We start from the raw sequence: 18,732 nt of genomic DNA on the forward strand, positions 1-18,732 counted from the left end.
TAATCCTCACCTTTATTTATCAGCTATTAATACAATTAATAGTCTATAGTTTACTTTATACAAATTTTATTTATAAAATTCTAACATCTAAAAAATGAATATACCTTAGTATTGACTAAGTTATATTCATTTTATAACCGTATTAAAATATTTACTATTTCAAGTATCTTAATCTATATAAAATTTAACTATCTATAATTTTACTTATAGACATATAATTTTAATACTTTTGTCAAATACGAATTATATCATACATTGTATATTTTTTCAATTTACACGAAGTATAATGCTACTAATATACCTAGTATAGCCCCAAACAATACTTCTTTAGGAGTATGACCTACTAGCTCTTTTAATCTTTCATGCTTTATTGGTTTTCTATGTTGTACATCATCTATAATTTGATTTAGTATTGCCGCTTGTTTTCCTACAGAACGTCTTACTCCAGTTGCATCATACATTATTATTAAAGAGAATACACATACTATAGCAAAATCAGTTGATTGAAATCCCCTTTCTATGCCAACTAGTGTTGATAAGCTAGTTACAAATGAGCTATGAGAACTTGGCATACCTCCTGATGTAAATAATCTAGAAATTTCTATTCTCTTATCTTTTCCTGTAAATATTTTTATAAATTGTGCTAAGAAACAAGCAAATATACTTATCCCTAAAACTTTGTTGCTAAAAATTTGTGAAAAAAAATCCATCGTTCCTCCTTAATACTCTCTGTCCACTATATAATCAGCTAAACTGCTTAAAAATTCTGTATCATTTGATATTTGTGTTAATGCTTCTTTAGCTTCTTTTATTAATCTATTCGCTTCTTCTTTTGACTCTTCTAGTCCTATTAAGGATGGGTAAGTAGATTTATTATTGTCTATATCACTTCCTACTTTTTTTCCTAACTTAGACTCATCTCCAACTATATCTAATATATCGTCAACTATTTGAAAGGCTAGTCCTATATTTTTTGAATATTTAGTTATATTTTCTAATTCATTATCATTTGCATTTCCTATTATAGCTCCCGCTCTCATACATCCTATCATTATAGCTGCAGTCTTATTGTTATGTATATAATCTAATTTTTCTTTAGATATTTTCTTATTTTCACTTTGAACATCTACTACTTGTCCACCTATCATACCATTTATTCCTGCAGCTGATGCTATCTCATACATAGCATTTAAATATTTGTTTGGATTTTCTTTGTTCATAGAACCTAAAAGCATAACTTCAAAAGCATAATTTAAAAGGGCATCTCCTGCAAGTATAGCCATATCTTCACCAAATACTATATGATTTGTTTTTCTACCTCTTCTTAAATCATCATTATCAAGTGCTGGTAAATCATCATGTATTAAAGAATATGTATGTATCATTTCTATTGCCATAGCAAATGGTATCGCATCCTTATAATCTCCACCTACTGATTTACATGCTTCTAATGTAAGTATCGGTCTTAACCTTTTTCCACCTGCACTTAAACTATAATTCATAGCCTCCATTATAGTTTTTTGATATCCTTCTTCTTTTGGCATATACTCCTTTAATAATTTTTCTATATAGCTTGCTTTTTCTTTTAGCACTGCTTTAAATTCCACGTTTATTCCTCCCTAATATCAAATTCTTCTTCTACACCTAATTTATTAAATTTACTTATTTTAAATGTCGCATCATCTAAAAGCTTATTACAATATTTGTAAAGACTTATACCTTGTTCATACAAACTTAATGACTCATCTAAACTAGCATTTTTAGATTCTAATTTTTCTAGAATTTCCTCTAATTTTTTATAGGCTTGTTCATACGTTAGATTCATGTCTATACCTCTTTTGATTTTATTTTTTCAACAGTACACTCAATACTTCCATCTTTTAAAACTATATCTAAGTTATCTTTAAAATCTATCTCTTTTATACTGTTTACTGTAACTCCATGTTTTGATAATATACTATACCCTCTATCTAATGTTGATAAAGGGCTCATATTATGAAGTATTGCTCCAGTTTTTGAAAGTCGATCTTTTTCTGTGTTTAATTTCTTTTCTGCTTCAAGTGTTATTTTATCATATATCCTATCTAATTGTATAATTTTATCTCTTATTATATAGGACTTAATATAACTATTTATCTTATCCATAGTATGATTTAGTCTATGCTCGCTTATATTTATATTACTAGTTAATGATTTATTCATTCTATTTAATATGTTATCTAGTTTAAAATTTAATTCTTCTAATGATGGTGTTGCTATTTCTGCTGCTGCCGATGGTGTAGGTGCTCTCATATCACTTACAAAATCACATATAGTAAAATCTGTTTCATGCCCTACCGCAGATATTATAGGTATATTAGACTCAAAGACTGCCCTAGCTACCATTTCTTCATTAAATGACCATAGTTCTTCTATAGAACCTCCACCTCTACCAACTATAATTGTATCTACGTTATCCATCATATTAAAAAATTTTATCCCATCACATATATCATACTTTGAACTTTCACCTTGGACATTAACAGAATATAACTTTATATTAACTTTTGGGTATCTTCTTTTTACTACGTTTACTATATCTCTTATAACTGCACCTGTTTGTGATGTTACTACACCTATAGAATTTGGTATTTTTGGAATAGGCTTTTTATATTTATTGTCAAATAATCCTTCTTTTTCTAACTTTTCTTTTAATTTATTAAACTCTATATATAAATTTCCTATACCTTCTGTTTCTATAGAATTTATATACAACTGATAAGAACCATCTCTTTCATACACAGATATATATCCATTAGCTATAATCTTAGTCCCATTAGTTAGTGCTAAGTCTTTATTATAATTATTTTTAAATATAACACAATTTATTTTTGAATTTTCATCTTTTAAAGATAAGTATACGTTTCCACTACTATGTATTTTAAAATTTGATATTTCTCCTTTTACTTTTAAATTGTATAAGATAGGGTCATTGCTTAATATTCTTTTTATATATGAATTAGCTTCACTTATAGTTAAGGCTCTTATTTTCAAATTTTTTCACTCCTATTAAAGCACAACCAACAGCATTGTCTGTTGCGTACTCCGGTTTAGTAAAATATGCATTTATCTTATATTTTCTTAATCTATTTGTTAACTCTTTTGATATATACTTACTAGCAGATACCCCTCCAGCAAATACTATATCTTTTATATTGTATTCTTTACTTATATGCTCTATTGATTTTATCATATTTCTAACTACTGCATCTAAAACTAATTTACTTATGTACTCTTTGCCACAATTATCTATTATATTATCTATTTGATTTTCAAGACCTGATAGATTCATATATCCTTCTTTTACAGAAGTTTTTAAACCTTGTTTTATTGCAGACTCACAATTTAGTGCATTTTCATCTATATATTTACCACAAGGGAAATCATATCCCATCTTAACTCCAACTCTATCTATAAGTTGTCCAAAACTTATATCCTTGCTTCCACCTACTATTTCTATGTCATAGCTTTCTTTATTTTTAGTGCAAAGCAGTATTTCTGTTGTCCCTCCTGACATATGAACAGATAAGAACTTTTCTTTATTTAATTTATTATCTAAAAGACTTGCTTCTATATGATTTTCTTGATGAGTAGTTTCATATAAATCACAACCTATCATTGTTGAACACAGCTTAGAAAAATTATATCCTACAGTAAATACTGGCATATAAGAGTTTTTAATTGGTCTTGGTTTTGTAGATGCGCATATTCCAACTATATTATATTTATTTATAATCGATTTTATTTTACTGTCTATTTCTCCTAAATTATTTATATGCTGAAAAACAGCTTCACTTTGCCTTAATCCCTTGCTATCTTTTTTTACTTTAAGTAATATTTTTTCATTAAATATTACTTTTTTATCTAAAGATATAGCTGCTATAGAAGTTGTATAGCAGCTAGTATCTATTCCGATTATTATATTATTTTGATTCTGTTTCACTAACGACACTTCCTAATATTCCATTTATGAATTTAGGAGTTTTGTCATCACAGTATAATTTAGCCATTTCTATAGCTTCATTTATTGAAACTTTATTTGGTATCTCTTCTACAAATAATATTTCACATATAGCTAGTCTTAATATTGCTAAGTCTACCTTTGCCATTCTATTAACTGACCAATTTTTAGCATATTTGTTTATCATTGCATCTATTTCGTCCGATTTTTCACTTAATAATTTACACATTTGAGCCATATATTCTCTATCTATAACATCATCAGCTTTTAAATTTTCTAATTTTAACTCTGGGTTATTTGAATATTGTAATCTAAGCTCTTCATATCTATTTGTTATGTATTCTAATTGATCATTTAAAAATTTATCTAATACATCACCCATATCTTCTTTAGTTATTTGAGTTTGATATATTAATTTCATCATATACTCTCTTGTAGTTACTTTTCTCGCCTTATCATTCTTCATTAGTCTTAATCCTCCTCTAATTGATATTATGTACATATTACACAATAAAAAACCCTCTGATTTTCAGAGGGTTTGATTAACTTTTCTTAGCTTGCTTAGCTTCTTCTCTTTCAGCTTTTTCTTTCTTAAAGCTGATTCCTTGAACATGTATATTAACTTGAGAAACATTTAATCCTGTCATTGTCTCAACAGTGTTTTTAACATTTTCCTGAATTTTAAAAGCTATGTCTGGTATAGATACACCATACTCTATCATAACCATAACATCTAAGCTAACTTCCTCTTCTTCTACTTGTATTTTTACACCATTATTTTTAAATAATTTATCTGTTAATGTTGTATTCGTTTCAACGCCTTCTATCTCTAATGCTGCAAGACCTGCTATAGTAGATATTACATCATTAGATATTTTAACTTGTCCAAAATCATTATTTTCCATGATAAACTTACCCCCTTATATAAGGAACTATTTTATAACTATAATAATACCAAATACCATTAAACTTTGCAAGGAAATAACCTTAGTTAAATTCTAAGGTTATTGTTTTCCTTATATTAATATGTATATTTTTTGTTTTATATTAATTTTCATTGTTCATAATTTTTATATTTTCATAATCTACTTTTGCTTCTTCTGCTACTAAATCAAATACTTTTGCTGCATCTTTCTTTTCAAATTTTTTCTCATTTACTACAACATTTACACTTTCATCACTTATATATACTAGTGCATTTTCAAAACCTTTAGTACTTAATAAGTTTTCTATTTTAAGTTCAGTTTCCTGGTCTTTAACTAATTTAAGCTTCATATTTGATGCTTCTTCTCTAGCTTTATCCGAAGTAGATGGATTATTTATCATTTCGTTTAATTGTCCACTTAATTCATTTCTTTGCTTTTCTCTAGTCATTTTCATATCTAGTATATATGTAGACTTTTTCATATTTTTTTCTGATGTTAATTGACTTTTTATCTCCTTACTTGTTTCAGTTACCTTTTCATTAACTTCGCTTTTTTTACTATCTACGACTTCTACATCGTCTTCTTTATCTTTTTTATTTTCAGATTTCTTTTCTGAGTTTTTCTCTATTTGAGCTTCTTCATATGCTTTTAGCTCTTGACCTGTTTCTATAGCTGATTTTTCACTTAACTTATAATTCACAGCTCCTACTACTACTAACATCGCTGCTAAACTTACTACAACAAAACCTCTACCCTTATAATCAAACTTCATTTTTATCCCCCCAGTTTAATATTTATTACTTTGTGTATACTTCTACTTGATGCCCTGCTACCTGAAGAGCAGTTTGTACAGCATCATAAAGTGTTTCTTTAACAGTCGGGTCACTAGCCCCACTTGATACTACTATTACACCTTTTATACTTGCTTCATTAGTTTTTAATACTATTGGTTCATTTGAACCTGATGTTATTATAGTTTTATTATCACTTGATGTTGTTATAGTTCTTTCTCCTCCCTTAGTATCTTTTTCTTCTGTTTTTTCTGTAGTTGAGTTTGAATTATATGCAGGTTGAATTTCTTCACTAGACTCAAATGTTATCATTATATCTACTTCCCCAGCTCCTTCTATTTTTGATAGTATTTCCTTTAGTTTACTTTCTAAATTTTTTTCTTGATTTGAAGAGCTAGTAGTTTCTGGTTCATTTTTTTTAACTACTTCTTTTTCTTTATTATCTTTTGGTGATAAACTTGGCATTGCGATAAGAGCTATTGCACAAACTACTACTAAAGATAATAATGTGTATATCTTTTTTTTATCTTTTTCATTTAGGTTTTTAAACATTCCCACAACTCCTATTAATCAATTTCTATAGTTTCTATAGATACATCTAGTATCTCTATTAAGTCCTCTTTTAGTTTATCTTCATCTATTCCTTTTTGACTTTCATCGCTTTCATTAAAAGCTTGTTTTATTTTTTCTTTTTCTTTAGATTGTATGTCCTCTTTTCCACTTTTATTACTACTTTTTTCTTTAACTTTTATATTTTCTATATCAGATCCATTTATATCTACGTCTTCTAATTCATATCCATACTCATCTAGCTTTAGCTTTAAGACTTCTTTAAGTCCATCTTCATATCCTTTACTTAAGCTATCCTTACCTGTTTCATTTGCCAAACTATTCATACTATCTACATATTCTTTATTATATTTAGCCATAGACTTTAAAATAGTGTCCTCCAATCTAATATTAGATGAAAATATATTTATAATTGGAGTTAAAACTATAAACACAAATATGAAATTTAATACTAAATTTATATATGGTTTTATTTTAGACGATGGTAAAATCATATTAACTACATTTACTATAAAAGCACCTATTAGTATAGTTATAATCCACTGTTTTATACCTTCTAACATAACCCACCTCTTATCCTTGAGCTACTACACTTATTGAAGTTATTATTGCTACTGTAACAAAAAACATTATTGCAATTGCGATTATGCAAGCCAACATTACTACCATTAAGTTGGCTATTTCATTTAAAAAACTTGATATTTTCTCTTCTCCTATAGGCTCTACTACTATAGCAGATATTTTATAAACCAATACTACAGATAATATTTTTATAACTGGAACCAAACAAATTCCAACTATTAATACAAGGCCAATTCCTCCAAATACACCTTTTATAAGCTGCGATGATGAGAGCAGTATATCAACTGAATCAGATACAAAATTACCTACCACTGGAATAAAGTTTCCTAAGGCAAATTTAGCTGTTTTAACTGTAAAATTATCTATATTTTTTACATATAAGCCTTGCATAGATACAAGTCCTAAATATATGGTAAACATTGCTCCTATAGAAACTAAATTTATTTGTCTTATAAAAGATGATAGTTTTTTTAGTTTTATACTTTGAGATAAATTATTTACGACTAGAATTGCAAATGCTACAGAAATTGATACGAATAAAAATTGTTTAAAAATTATATTTATGAATGCAACTCCACCTATAAATATTGGGTTTAAAACTGTTGATGTAATAGGAAATCCTATAAGCACCAATAATGTTATAAGTATAGGCATTATTACTTTCATTAAATTTACGGTGGAATCTATAGTATCATTACATATTGATAGTATATCTTTAAATCCGACTAGCGTAAGAGATACTATTGTTATAAATATTATATAAGTAATTATCTGACTTATTGCTCCCGATGAAAAAGAGTTTTGTAAACTTTTAAGTAAAGATGATAATAGTGCTAGTACTAATATTAGTGATGCTACTTTTAGACTTGCTTTAAATTCATCAAATAACATATATTTTATAGATTCTTTATTAAACAAATCTGTTATTTTCTTTTCTCCACTTATAAGCTCTTTTATAAATACTTTTAAATCAACCTCTTCTACTACTACCGAATCCTGTATAAAATTTTCTATTTCTCCTATGTTTATTTTTTCTAATTGACTATCTATATAATTATCTATACTTTTCTTTGTTTCATTATAGTTTTCATCTTTATCATTTTCATTTGAAAAACTTATAGAAAAAGATGCCATAATCATAAATATCGTAAGTATAGATGCTAAAAAGCTTTTTTTCATATGTAATCATTCTCCTACGGGATAATATTTATTATCATCTCTACAATAGATAAGAGTATTGGAAAAGACATAGTCATAACTATTACTTTTCCTCCAAATTCTAATTTAGAGGCTATACTTTTTTCTCCACAATCATTACAAAGTTGTATTGCAAATTCCATAAGATAGGCTATCCCTATTAATTTTATTATTAAAGTTATATATACAGATGGTATATTAGCTTTTTGAGCTAAGTTCTGTATGCTTTCAATTATAAAGTTTAGCTTAAATATTACAGATAAAAGTATCGTTACCCCTGCAATTATTGCTATGAAATTTGCCATCTCTGGTCTTTTAGGCCTTATAATTAAACAAATAGTCATTGCCAGTATAGCGACTCCAATAAGTTTTATAATTTCCAAAGTGTCACCCCCTACTTAGTAAAGCATGAACATCGTCTTTATTGTATCAAATAAAACACTTACCTCTTTTAATACAATTGTAAATGCCATAACTACTCCTACTACAGTGACATATATTTGCCAGTCTTTTCTGCCTGAAGCATCTAATATAGTATTAATTATTGTTATTAAAAGTGCTCCTATACCTAACTTAAATATTAGTGAAATATCCATACTAATCCTCCTATATCAAAATTATTCCTATAGCCAATCCTATAATTGTAGATAATTTTTTATAAACTGCACCTTTTTTATTTATATCTTCTTTAGTTTCATTAGTTATGCCTTTTAAATTTTCTATACATAAATCAATCATTCTAGTTTGAGATTCTATATCACTTTTACCTAAAGCTAATATAAGTTTTTTAACTTCATCAACCTCCTTATCTTGTAAATAGGTTTCTTTTTTTAAAATACTTATATTGTCGTTTAAAATATCTTCTAATATTTTTTCAGTATTATTTGTAAGTCCATATTTTAACTGCATAAAAAACTTATGTGTAAAATATTCTTTCTTTAATGAAAGTCTTTCAAATATTTCTTCTAAGGTATACATACCAAAGTGCAAGTCCATTCTCATTATCTCTAATATTTTTATGAGATCATTTACTTGTTTATGCCTATTTGTATAAGCTTTGCTTATATATTCACCTATTAAGTAGCTACAAGCTACTAAAATACCTATTATTACAATTTTAATTTGCAAAATACCATCTCTTTTCTTCTAAATCATATATTTTATCAATTGTTCCTGGACCTTTTTTAGCAGAAAGTATAATTACTTTTTTAAATAATTCTTTATCTAATAATCTGTTTAACTCTTTTCTATTTTTTATATCTTCTATAGAATCACCATGTACCGTGGTTATTAAGCTAACACCACTATTTAAAGCCGTATATAAGGCATCTATTTCATCTTTACTACCTATTTCGTCTGTTACTATTAAATTAGGTGACATAGATCTAAGTAACATTATTATTCCTATGTCTTTAGGACAAGTTTCTATTATGTCAGTTCTTATACCTACATCCATTTGAGGTATTCCAAGATATGATCCTCCTATTTCATTACGTTCATCTATTAAAGCAACCTTTATACCTTTAAATCCATAATCTTTATTTCCATTACTTAAATTTCTTACTATATCTCTTACTAGAGTTGTTTTCCCACACTGAGGTGGAGATATTATTAGAGTGTTATTTACTGAATTGCTTCCTTTTATGATATGGTTTAAAATTTTATCAGAACATCCTATAACTTCCTTTGATACTCTTATATTTAAAGATGATACATGCTTTATATTTTTAACTTGTCCATCTTCAACTATTGCCTTTCCAACAATACCTACTCTATGACCTCCCCTTAATGTTATAAATCCTTTTTTTATATCATCAATAAAAGAATGTATTGAATATTTGCATATCATTTGAAAACTTTGCTCTATATCATCCTTAGTTACTATGTATGAATCATTATAGCTAGTTTCAAGCTTGTTCAAGTTTATGTTATAAAAATAGTCCTTATTATTTGAGTTTATGATAAGTGGTTTATTACAGCGTAGCCTTATCTCCTCTATACTTATGCCATCTTTTATTATATTTTTAATTTTGTCCCTTACGTTAATGGCTAGTGAATTTATAACTTCATTGCTAAGTTCATACATAACTATCCTCCTCCTTTGTATATATAAATTCTATTAAATAAACATAAAATTTATGACAACAAAAAAAGAAGTCATAAGACTCCTTATCTATTTCCATCTTTTCCATTGTACTATAAATAAAATACCTGCTAAAAATAATGCACTTCCTATACCTATATATACTGGCGACCAGTATATTGGTTTTACAAATGAACTTTCTCTAATAGTTATACCTAATGTCATCATAACAGCCATTATTATATAGCTTTTAGTGTCAAAGAATGAAAATATACATAGTTTTTCTTTATCTTTATCAGCTATCCTATCTCTATGTTTATTAACTAATTTTTTAAATATAAAATTAAAGAATATATAAAATATCACTATAGATACTATTATTGATATTATAACTTTGCTTCTTAAACTTAAAAATACATCAAGTCCAAGTTTTAAAACCATACCTCCTGCTAAAATCCATACTATTCCTGCTATTAATAGTAGATTTTTCTTATAACATCTTGGTGTTAAATTTTCCATATTAAGTCTCATCTCCATCAATTATTCTAGCTTTTTAATTATACCCTTATATTTTTATATAAAACTTTAGATACAAAATATTTTCTATACTAATTTAATTTATGATACATTAAGATTTTGAGTACTTACTTTTATATCTTACAAAAAAAACAAGTAAAGTAAATAATCCTTATAATTAAAAATAGACTTTCTACGTTTGTAGAAAGTCTATTTTACTAATATTTCTTTAATACTATAGATGCATTATGCCCACCAAACCCTAGTGAATTTGATAATGCATATCTGACTTCTTTATTTCTTCCTTTATCTAATACATAATCTAGGTCAAGTTCTTCATCTACATTTTGAACATTTACTGTAGGTGGTATAAAGTTATCTTTTATACTCATAGCACAAACTATAGCTTCTATCCCACCTGCTGCTCCTAATAAATGTCCTGTCATAGATTTTGTTGATGACACGCATAAGTCATATGCATTTTCTCTAAATACTGTTTTTATAGCTTGCGTTTCAAGCTTGTCATTGTAGTAAGTAGATGTTCCATGTGCATTTATATAGTCAACTTCTTCTATAGGAACATCTCCGTCCTTTAGAGCCATTTCCATAGAACGAGCTGCTCCTTCACCGTTTTCAGCCGGTGTCGTCATATGGTACGCATCTGCTGTTAATCCATATCCTACAATTTCAGCATATATATTAGCATTTCTTTTTAAAGCATGTTCTAATTCTTCTAGTATTAAAACTCCTGAACCTTCTCCCATTATAAATCCATCTCTATCTTTATCAAATGGTCTTGATGCAGCTTTTGGATCATCATTTCTAGTCGACATAGCCTTCATATTACAAAATCCTGCAAATGCAAGCGGAGTTATAGGAGCTTCACTTCCTCCTGCCACCATAATATCTGCATCGCCTCTTTGTACTATCTTAAAAGCATCTCCTATTGAATGTGTTCCTGATGCACAAGCTGTACATACATTTGTATTTGGTCCCTTAGCACCTAAAAATATAGATACTTGACCTGATGCCATATTTCCTATCATCATAGGAACTAAAAATGGACTTACTCTTTTATTTCCTTTTTCTAAAAGAGTTTTATGTTGTTGTTCTATAGTTTCAACTCCACCTATTCCTGTTCCTATTATTACACCCATACGATCTTTATTTATAGAATCTAAGTTTAGTTTTGCATCTTCTACTGCCATTTTTGATGCAGCTATAGCATATTGAGTAAATTTATCTAATCTTTTTATTTCTTTTTTATTTATATATTCCTCTGGATTAAAATCTTTTACTTCTCCTGCTATTTGAGTTTGGAAAGTACTAGCATCAAATCTAGTTACAGTATCAATTCCGCAAACACCAGCTTTTATATTTTTCCAAAAGTCTTCTTTATTATTTCCAATAGGTGTAACACATCCTAAACCAGTTATTACAACTCTCTTTTTCATAGAGAAATACCTCCACTATTTATTAGCTTCTATAAATTTAACTATGTCTCCTATAGATTTGAAGTTTTCTGCTTCTGTATCTGGTATTTCCACTCCAAATTCATCTTCTAAAGCCATTATTATTTCTACTGCATCTAATGAGTCAGCTTCTAAGTCCTTCATTAATGAAGTCTCCATTGTTATTTCCTTATCTTCTACGCTTAATTGCTCTCTTATTATTTCTACAACTTTTTCAAACATTTTTATTTCCTCCTAATTTTTACTTTTCAAAATTTTCAATCTTTTTATTTTGCAACTATACATACATAAAGTTTACTTTGCTAATATCACTAACCATATAACTTCTTATCTACTAATTTAAATCTATTTTCAAATGATTTATAACAAAGTTTTTAATTTATTAACAAAATTTATAAGTTTTTATTATTGCATTACCATTCCACCGTCTACGTTTATAACCTGACCAGTTATATAACTAGACATATCACTTGCCAAAAATACTACTGCATTAGCTACATCTTCTGGTTTCCCAAATTCTTTTTTAGGTATAGTGCTTAACATGCTATTTTTTATATCATCACTTAATACTTTTGTCATATCAGTATCTATAAATCCTGGTGCTACTGCATTTATATTTATATTTCTTGATGCAAGTTCTCTTGCTGTTGATTTTGTAAATCCTATAACTCCTGCCTTAGATGCACAGTAATTCGCTTGACCTACATTTCCTATTACACCTACTACAGATGATATATTTATTATTTTTCCATATTTATTTTTCATCATAGGTCTAGTAACTGCCTTAGTACAATTAAATACACCTTTTAAATTTATATCTATTACCTTGTCAAAATCTTCTTCCTTCATTTTCATAAGTAAGTTATCTTTAGTTATGCCTGCATTGTTTACTAGTATATCAACTCTACCAAATTCTTTTATAGTTTTATTTATCATTTCATTAACTTCTTCAGACTTTGATACATCACATTTTATAACTATACATTTTACACCTAAATTTTCTATCTCTTCTTTTGTTTTTAATGCTTCTTCTTCTTTTGATGTATAGTTTATAACTATATTAGCTCCATTATATGCAAGCTTTTTAGCAATCTCTTTTCCTATACCTCTAGACCCACCTGTTATTACTGCTATTTTATTTTTCAGATTTAACATACTATCTCTCCATTCTTATAGATCTCTACAAATTCTTCTAAAGAATCCATATTCTCTATATTATAAATATTTACATTTTTATCTATATTTGAAGATATCTTCTTTATAAATCCTTTTAAGGTTTTTCCTGGGCCTATTTCTATAAATGTGTCATAACCTTCATTTATTAATTTTTCTATTGAATCTTCCCAAAGTACAGAAGAACTAACTTGTGATATAAGTAAATCCTTTCCTTCATCTTCATAGTATTTTGCATTAACATTTGATACTACACTTACCTTAGGTTTTCTTATGTTTACTTTATTTAGCTCTTTAGATAATTTTATTCCTGCTTCTTTTAGCATTGATGAATGAAATGGACCACTAACATTTAACTTAACAGCTCTTTTGGCTCCATTTTCTTTTAGTAATCTTATAGCTTCATCTATCTTATTATTTTCTCCTGATATAACTATTTGACCTGGAGAATTATAGTTTGCTACTTCAACAACTCCATCATCTATATTATCTATTATGCTTTTTAGCTTATTTCTATCTAACCCTAGTATTGCAGCCATAGCTCCTTTGCCTACTGGGACAGCTTCTTGCATAAATGATCCTCTTTTTTTAACTAAAGAAACAGCATCATCAAAATCAATAGCATCTGTAGCTACTAATGCACTATACTCTCCTAATGATAATCCTAAACATGCATCATATTTTAAGTCTATTTTTTCATTTAATGACTTTAAAAGAGCTATACTATGAGTAACTATTGCTGGCTGAGTATTTTCTGTTTTAGCTAATGTTTCACCATCACCTTCAAACATTATACGTTTTAAATCCATGTCTAAAGCTTCACAAGCTTTATCTATAACTTCTTTAGCTATATTATCATTTTCATATATATCTTTTGCCATACCTACATACTGACTTCCTTGTCCTGGAAATACTAATGCTATTTTACCCATAAGCCACCTCCTGCTTTATAACTCTATGTTTGGCATTATCTCTTTAACTTGGTTGACTATATCACCTATAATTTTTTTACAAGGCTTAATATCTTTTACTATAGATGCTATTTGACCAGCCATAAACGATCCATTTTCAATGTCCCCATCTATAGTAGCCATTCTTAAAGAGCCTACACATTTTTTATCTATTTCTTCTGGATTTATTCCCTCTTTTTCCATACTAAGGACTTCTTTTGATAATTTATTTTTAAGAGTCCTAACAGGATGACCTGTACTTCTTCCTGTTACTATAGCATCTCTATCCTTAGATTTTATAATCATATTCTTATAATTTTCATGAACACTACACTCTTCACTACATATAAATCTAGTTCCTATTTGAACTCCTTTAGCACCTAAAGCAAGTGCTGCAACAACGCCTCTTCCGTCTGCTATACCACCTGCTGCTATAACAGGTATATTAACTGCATCTGCAACTTGCGGCGTTAATACCATAGTAGTTAATTCTCCTATGTGCCCTCCAGCTTCTGTTCCTTCAACTATAACTGCATCTGCCCCTAGTTTTTCCATTCTTTGAGCTAATGCTATCGTTGGAACTACTGGTATAACTTTTACATTTGCTTTTTTGAGCTTTTCCATATACTTTGCTGGGTTACCTGCTCCTGTTGTTATCACAGGTATATTTTCTTCTATTACCAAATCTATTATTTCATCTGCAAATGGAGATAATAGCATTACATTTACACCAAATGGCTTATCTGTAAACTCCTTGCATTTTCTTATTTCTTCTTTTATTATTTTCTTTGGTGCATTACCACCTGCAATAATTCCTAATCCACCTGCATTTGAAACAGCACTTGCTAAATTAGCATTAGCAACCCATGCCATTCCGCCTTGTATTATAGGATATTGTATATTTAATAATTCACAAATTTTATTCATCATTTCCTCCTTATATACTCCACTTAATAACTGAAGCTCCCCAAGTAAGTCCTCCTCCAAAACCAACTAAGACTATATTATCACCCTTTTTGATTTTAGAGCTTCTGTATGCTTCATCCATAGCAACGGGGATTGATGCTGCAGACATATTTCCGCATTTGTGTAAATTTACATAAACTTTATCCATACTTAACTTAAGTCTTTTTGCCGATGCCTCTATTATTCTTATATTTGCTTGATGTGGTATAAGATAGTCTATATCATTAGTGTCCAAACCTGCCATTTCTATAGCCTTTATGGATGCATCTCCCATTATTCTAACTGCAAATTTGTATACGTCATTTCCTGCCATTTTTATAGTGTGAAGATTATCCTCTACAGTGCTTTTACTAGCTGGAAGCCTAGATCCTCCAGCTGGTATATTTAGGAAGTCTTTACCTCTTCCATCTGCACCAAGGTAAGTAGATAGTATTCCACCATCATTTACTTTACCTATAATAACTGCTCCTGCTCCATCTCCAAATAGGATAGAAGTACCTCTATCAGTATAATCTAAAACCCTTGAAAGTACTTCTGATCCTATTACCAAGATGTTTCTATAGCAGTTAGTTTCTATAAATTGTTTAGCGATAGTTAATCCATATACAAAACCTGAACATGCAGCTGATATATCAAAAGCACAAGCATTAACTGCACCTATTTTTTCTTGTACTAAGCATGCAGTTGATGGAAATGCCATATCTGGTGTAGCAGTTGCTACTATTATAAGATCAATTTCACTTGCTTGTAAATTTGCACATTCCATAGCTTTAAGCGCTGCCTTTACAGATAAATCTGATGTTGATTCATTTTCATCAGCTATTTTTCTTTCACTTATTCCTGTTCTAGTTTTTATCCATTCATCACTTGTATCTAATATTTTTTCAAAGTAAGAATTATTTAGTACCTTTTTGGGTAGATAACTTCCTACGCCCAATATACCAGCTTTTTTGTTCATATATAAATTAACCCTCCATACGAGTTTATTTTATTCTTCGCTTTCTTTATTAACTACTACAAAATCTTTTATATCTTGTAGCACGTTTCCTTTAGCAAATTTTATTCCTTGATTTATGGCATTTTTTATAGCTCTTGAATCTGAACTACCGTGTGCTTTTATAACCCCTCCATTAACTCCTAATAAAGGTGCTCCTCCATATTCAGCATAATCCATAAATGATTTTAATTTTCTTAGGTCATCTTTTAAAAGCATTGCTCCTAATTTACCCTTTGTACTTGATAAGAATGTTTCTTTTAAAAGTCCCATTACAGATATTGCAACACCTTCTGCTGATTTTAGAAGTATGTTACCTGTAAATCCATCACAAACAATTATATCTGTATAATCATTTATTACATCTCTTGCTTCTACATTTCCTATAAAGTTTAAGTCTATATTTTTTAATTCTTCATAAGCTTTTTTTACTAAGTCATTTCCTTTTCCTTCTTCTATTCCTACATTAGCTAAGGCTACCCTAGGATTAGAAAGACCTAAAACTTTTTTAGCATATATATTACTCATAGCTGCAAACTCTACTAAGTTTCTTGGTTTGCAATCTGCATTAGCTCCACCATCAGCTATAAGAGTCATTCCTTTTTTAGCATTTGGTATAGCTGGACATAAACAAGGTCTATCTATACCTTTAATTCTACCTACTACAAATAATCCCCCAGCAAGTAATGCTCCCGTATTTCCCGCTGATATAACTGCATCTGCATATCCTTCTTTTACAAGTCTAAGCGCAACAACCATTGATGAATCTTTTTTAGATCTTATCGCTTTTACTGGCTTATCTTCATTTTCTATAATTTCTGTTGTATGAATTATTTCAAGTTTTTCTTTATCAAAATCATATTTTGAAAATTCTTTTTCTAATATCTCTTTATCTCCAGTTATTACTATATTTATTCCATATTCTTTTATTGCATTAACTGCACCTTCTACATTAGATTGTGGTGCATTATCTCCACCCATACCATCAATTACTATTCTCATACATTCTCCTCCTAATCTAATTCTTCAAATATAAATTTTCCTCTAAATATTTGTTCTTGTGCTTTATTATTAATGACAACTTTGACATAATGCTTTGTACCTACATTTTTGTAGATTTCAGCCTTTGCTATAAGTCTATCCTTTTGTTCTATTAATTTCAAACATTTAACATTTGCAAACCTCATTATTACTTTTGGTGCATCTACTATAGCCATTGCTAATGAGTCTGCCATAGAAAATATATATGTATCCTTTAAAGTATTAGTTTTAGAATAGAGCATATCTTCTGTAATTTCTAGCATAGATATTCCTAATTTCCCTACTGATAAATCAATTATTTCTCCTGTAATTTCCTTAATTCCAAGAGTTTTTACCTTTGAACTTTCTGCTTCTGCAATATTTTTTACTCTCTCCCTAAGTTCAGGTATATTCAGACTCATTCTATCTAGCCTTATAGTTTGAATACTAACTTCAAATAGGCTAGCTAACTCTTCGTCTGTATAAAAAGGGTCAGCCTGTAACATTTCTATTAATTCCTTTTGTCTTTGGGCTTTACTTTTCTTTTTCATATTACCTCCAAGTTTTTATAGCTGTAATTAGTACCAGCTACTAATAGTAGTATATAGTATCACAATAAAATTATCAATACTTTTTTATTATTTTTTGTTTAAACAAAAAAAACATGTAGAGTAATCTACATGTTTTTAGAAGTTATTATTCAGATACAACTTCTTTACCTTTATAATATCCACAGTCTGGACATACTCTATGTGGTAATTTTGGCTCATGACATTGTGGGCAACTTACAAATCCAGTTGCTACCATTTTAGAGTTAGCTGCTCTTCTCATTTTAGTTTTTGATTTAGATGTTTTACGCTTTGGTACTGCCATTTACGCCACCTCCTTAGTCGTTTTTAAATATATCTTTTAATTTAGCAAAACGGGGATCAATATTCTCCTCGTCGTTCGCAGTTTCAGTGCAAGAACAATTTTCTTTATTAAGATTTGCTCCGCATCCTTGACAAAGTCCCATACAATCTTCATCACAAAGAACTCTTGGTGGTATTTTAAAGTCTAATGTTTGTTGTATAAGTTCTATAATATCTACAACTTGTCCATCATAGATGAATGCATCATCATCTTCAAAACTATCTTCATCATAGTCTTCTTTTACTAAAAAACCATTTATAGAGTATTCTATTGGTACTTCGACATTTTCTAAGCATCTTGAACATTGGTCAAGAATTGTAAAATCTACATCTACATCTAGGTATAATCCATTTTTAGTAGATGATATTTTACCATTTAAATTTATTGGTGAAACTAACTTATAGTTGTTATCACAATAACTAATAGTATCAACTTTTTGAGAAAAATTCAAGTCTAATTTGTCAGTTTCTCTTCTTATTAATTTATCTAGACTGATTTGCATTGTATTCACCTCAATCCACTACCAATTTATTATACAAATTTAGTAGATGTTTGTCAAGTATTTTTACTTGATAGATAT

The 18,732-nt window shown here is 28.6% G+C and carries 26 protein-coding genes; all 26 read right to left on the bottom strand.

The window, feature by feature from the left end:
* Positions 1–272: 272 nt before the first annotated feature.
* The 26 genes from I2H23_RS06665 to I2H23_RS06790 all read right to left on the bottom strand — a co-directional run bounded on the left by I2H23_RS06665 (position 273) and on the right by I2H23_RS06790 (position 18,654).
* Positions 273–710 (bottom strand): divergent PAP2 family protein, encoded by a 438-nt coding sequence (locus tag I2H23_RS06665; RefSeq protein ID WP_092924450.1) that lies wholly within the window; start codon positions 708–710, stop codon positions 273–275.
* A gap of 9 nt (positions 711–719) precedes the next feature.
* Entirely contained in the window at positions 720–1,607 is an 888-nt protein-coding gene (locus tag I2H23_RS06670) for a polyprenyl synthetase family protein (protein WP_166505846.1), read from the bottom strand.
* A gap of 2 nt (positions 1,608–1,609) precedes the next feature.
* Positions 1,610–1,825 (bottom strand): exodeoxyribonuclease VII small subunit, encoded by a 216-nt coding sequence (gene xseB / locus I2H23_RS06675; protein ID WP_166505847.1) that lies wholly within the window; start codon positions 1,823–1,825, stop codon positions 1,610–1,612.
* Between the two features lie 2 nt (positions 1,826–1,827).
* Complete coding sequence (gene xseA / locus I2H23_RS06680; protein ID WP_166505848.1) at positions 1,828–3,033, bottom strand: exodeoxyribonuclease VII large subunit; 1,206 nt, start codon at positions 3,031–3,033, stop codon at positions 1,828–1,830.
* On the bottom strand, positions 3,005–3,982 hold the full coding sequence (locus I2H23_RS06685) for a Kae1-like domain-containing protein (protein WP_092924442.1): 978 nt from the start codon (positions 3,980–3,982) through the stop codon (positions 3,005–3,007). The genes xseA and I2H23_RS06685 overlap by 29 nt, the downstream gene beginning before the upstream one ends.
* Positions 3,963–4,466: a transcription antitermination factor NusB gene (gene nusB, locus I2H23_RS06690; RefSeq protein WP_092924440.1), complete on the bottom strand. Its 504-nt coding sequence runs from the start codon at positions 4,464–4,466 to the stop codon at positions 3,963–3,965. Before nusB ends, I2H23_RS06685 begins: the two co-directional genes overlap by 20 nt.
* A gap of 76 nt (positions 4,467–4,542) precedes the next feature.
* Positions 4,543–4,905, bottom strand: coding sequence for an Asp23/Gls24 family envelope stress response protein (locus I2H23_RS06695; RefSeq protein ID WP_092924438.1), 363 nt, complete (start codon positions 4,903–4,905; stop codon positions 4,543–4,545).
* Between the two features lie 142 nt (positions 4,906–5,047).
* Positions 5,048–5,698, bottom strand: a complete 651-nt coding sequence (locus I2H23_RS06700) for a SpoIIIAH-like family protein (RefSeq protein ID WP_092924436.1) — start codon at positions 5,696–5,698, stop codon at positions 5,048–5,050.
* 25 nt (positions 5,699–5,723) lie between these two features.
* Positions 5,724–6,269: a stage III sporulation protein AG gene (locus I2H23_RS06705; RefSeq protein ID WP_195581356.1), complete on the bottom strand. Its 546-nt coding sequence runs from the start codon at positions 6,267–6,269 to the stop codon at positions 5,724–5,726.
* Between the two features lie 14 nt (positions 6,270–6,283).
* Positions 6,284–6,850, bottom strand: coding sequence for a stage III sporulation protein AF (locus tag I2H23_RS06710; RefSeq protein WP_092924432.1), 567 nt, complete (start codon positions 6,848–6,850; stop codon positions 6,284–6,286).
* 10 nt (positions 6,851–6,860) lie between these two features.
* The gene (gene spoIIIAE, locus I2H23_RS06715) at positions 6,861–8,048 is read right to left on the bottom strand and encodes a stage III sporulation protein AE (protein WP_166505850.1); all 1,188 of its coding nucleotides are present in this window, start codon (positions 8,046–8,048) and stop codon (positions 6,861–6,863) included.
* 14 nt (positions 8,049–8,062) lie between these two features.
* Positions 8,063–8,449, bottom strand: coding sequence for a stage III sporulation protein AD (gene spoIIIAD, locus I2H23_RS06720; protein WP_166505851.1), 387 nt, complete (start codon positions 8,447–8,449; stop codon positions 8,063–8,065).
* Positions 8,450–8,464: 15 nt separating this feature from the next.
* Positions 8,465–8,662, bottom strand: a complete 198-nt coding sequence (locus tag I2H23_RS06725; RefSeq protein ID WP_092924426.1) for a SpoIIIAC/SpoIIIAD family protein — start codon at positions 8,660–8,662, stop codon at positions 8,465–8,467.
* 10 nt (positions 8,663–8,672) lie between these two features.
* Entirely contained in the window at positions 8,673–9,194 is a 522-nt protein-coding gene (locus I2H23_RS06730; protein ID WP_166505852.1) for a stage III sporulation protein AB, read from the bottom strand.
* Positions 9,184–10,152, bottom strand: a complete 969-nt coding sequence (spoIIIAA, locus tag I2H23_RS06735) for a stage III sporulation protein AA (RefSeq protein WP_092924422.1) — start codon at positions 10,150–10,152, stop codon at positions 9,184–9,186. The genes I2H23_RS06730 and spoIIIAA overlap by 11 nt, the downstream gene beginning before the upstream one ends.
* Before the next feature lie 87 nt (positions 10,153–10,239).
* A complete protein-coding gene (locus I2H23_RS06740; protein WP_092924420.1) occupies positions 10,240–10,668 on the bottom strand; it encodes a hypothetical protein in 429 nt (142 codons plus the stop codon).
* Between the two features lie 215 nt (positions 10,669–10,883).
* Positions 10,884–12,119, bottom strand: coding sequence for a beta-ketoacyl-ACP synthase II (gene fabF / locus I2H23_RS06745; RefSeq protein WP_166505854.1), 1,236 nt, complete (start codon positions 12,117–12,119; stop codon positions 10,884–10,886).
* A gap of 15 nt (positions 12,120–12,134) precedes the next feature.
* A complete protein-coding gene (gene acpP, locus I2H23_RS06750) occupies positions 12,135–12,359 on the bottom strand; it encodes an acyl carrier protein (RefSeq protein WP_092924416.1) in 225 nt (74 codons plus the stop codon).
* A gap of 183 nt (positions 12,360–12,542) precedes the next feature.
* Positions 12,543–13,292, bottom strand: coding sequence for a 3-oxoacyl-[acyl-carrier-protein] reductase (fabG, locus tag I2H23_RS06755; RefSeq protein ID WP_166505855.1), 750 nt, complete (start codon positions 13,290–13,292; stop codon positions 12,543–12,545).
* Complete coding sequence (fabD, locus tag I2H23_RS06760) at positions 13,286–14,242, bottom strand: ACP S-malonyltransferase (RefSeq protein WP_166505856.1); 957 nt, start codon at positions 14,240–14,242, stop codon at positions 13,286–13,288. The genes fabG and fabD overlap by 7 nt, the downstream gene beginning before the upstream one ends.
* A gap of 15 nt (positions 14,243–14,257) precedes the next feature.
* Entirely contained in the window at positions 14,258–15,187 is a 930-nt protein-coding gene (gene fabK / locus I2H23_RS06765; protein ID WP_195581357.1) for an enoyl-[acyl-carrier-protein] reductase FabK, read from the bottom strand.
* Between the two features lie 10 nt (positions 15,188–15,197).
* Entirely contained in the window at positions 15,198–16,184 is a 987-nt protein-coding gene (locus tag I2H23_RS06770; RefSeq protein ID WP_092924408.1) for a beta-ketoacyl-ACP synthase III, read from the bottom strand.
* Positions 16,185–16,214: 30 nt separating this feature from the next.
* A complete protein-coding gene (gene plsX, locus I2H23_RS06775; protein WP_166505859.1) occupies positions 16,215–17,222 on the bottom strand; it encodes a phosphate acyltransferase PlsX in 1,008 nt (335 codons plus the stop codon).
* An 11-nt stretch (positions 17,223–17,233) separates the two neighbouring features.
* Complete coding sequence (gene fapR / locus I2H23_RS06780) at positions 17,234–17,791, bottom strand: transcription factor FapR (protein WP_092924404.1); 558 nt, start codon at positions 17,789–17,791, stop codon at positions 17,234–17,236.
* Positions 17,792–17,936: 145 nt separating this feature from the next.
* Positions 17,937–18,113, bottom strand: a complete 177-nt coding sequence (gene rpmF, locus I2H23_RS06785; RefSeq protein WP_071119670.1) for a 50S ribosomal protein L32 — start codon at positions 18,111–18,113, stop codon at positions 17,937–17,939.
* A 13-nt stretch (positions 18,114–18,126) separates the two neighbouring features.
* Positions 18,127–18,654 carry a YceD family protein gene (locus tag I2H23_RS06790; protein WP_195581358.1) on the bottom strand — a complete coding sequence of 176 codons (528 nt, stop codon included), beginning with the start codon at positions 18,652–18,654 and terminating at the stop codon, positions 18,127–18,129.
* Between the last annotated feature and the right edge of the window lie 78 nt (positions 18,655–18,732).

It is taken from the genome of Romboutsia sp. BSD2780061687b_171204_C1 (assembly GCF_015560225.1).
Lineage (GTDB): Bacteria > Bacillota > Clostridia > Peptostreptococcales > Peptostreptococcaceae > Romboutsia_C > Romboutsia_C hominis.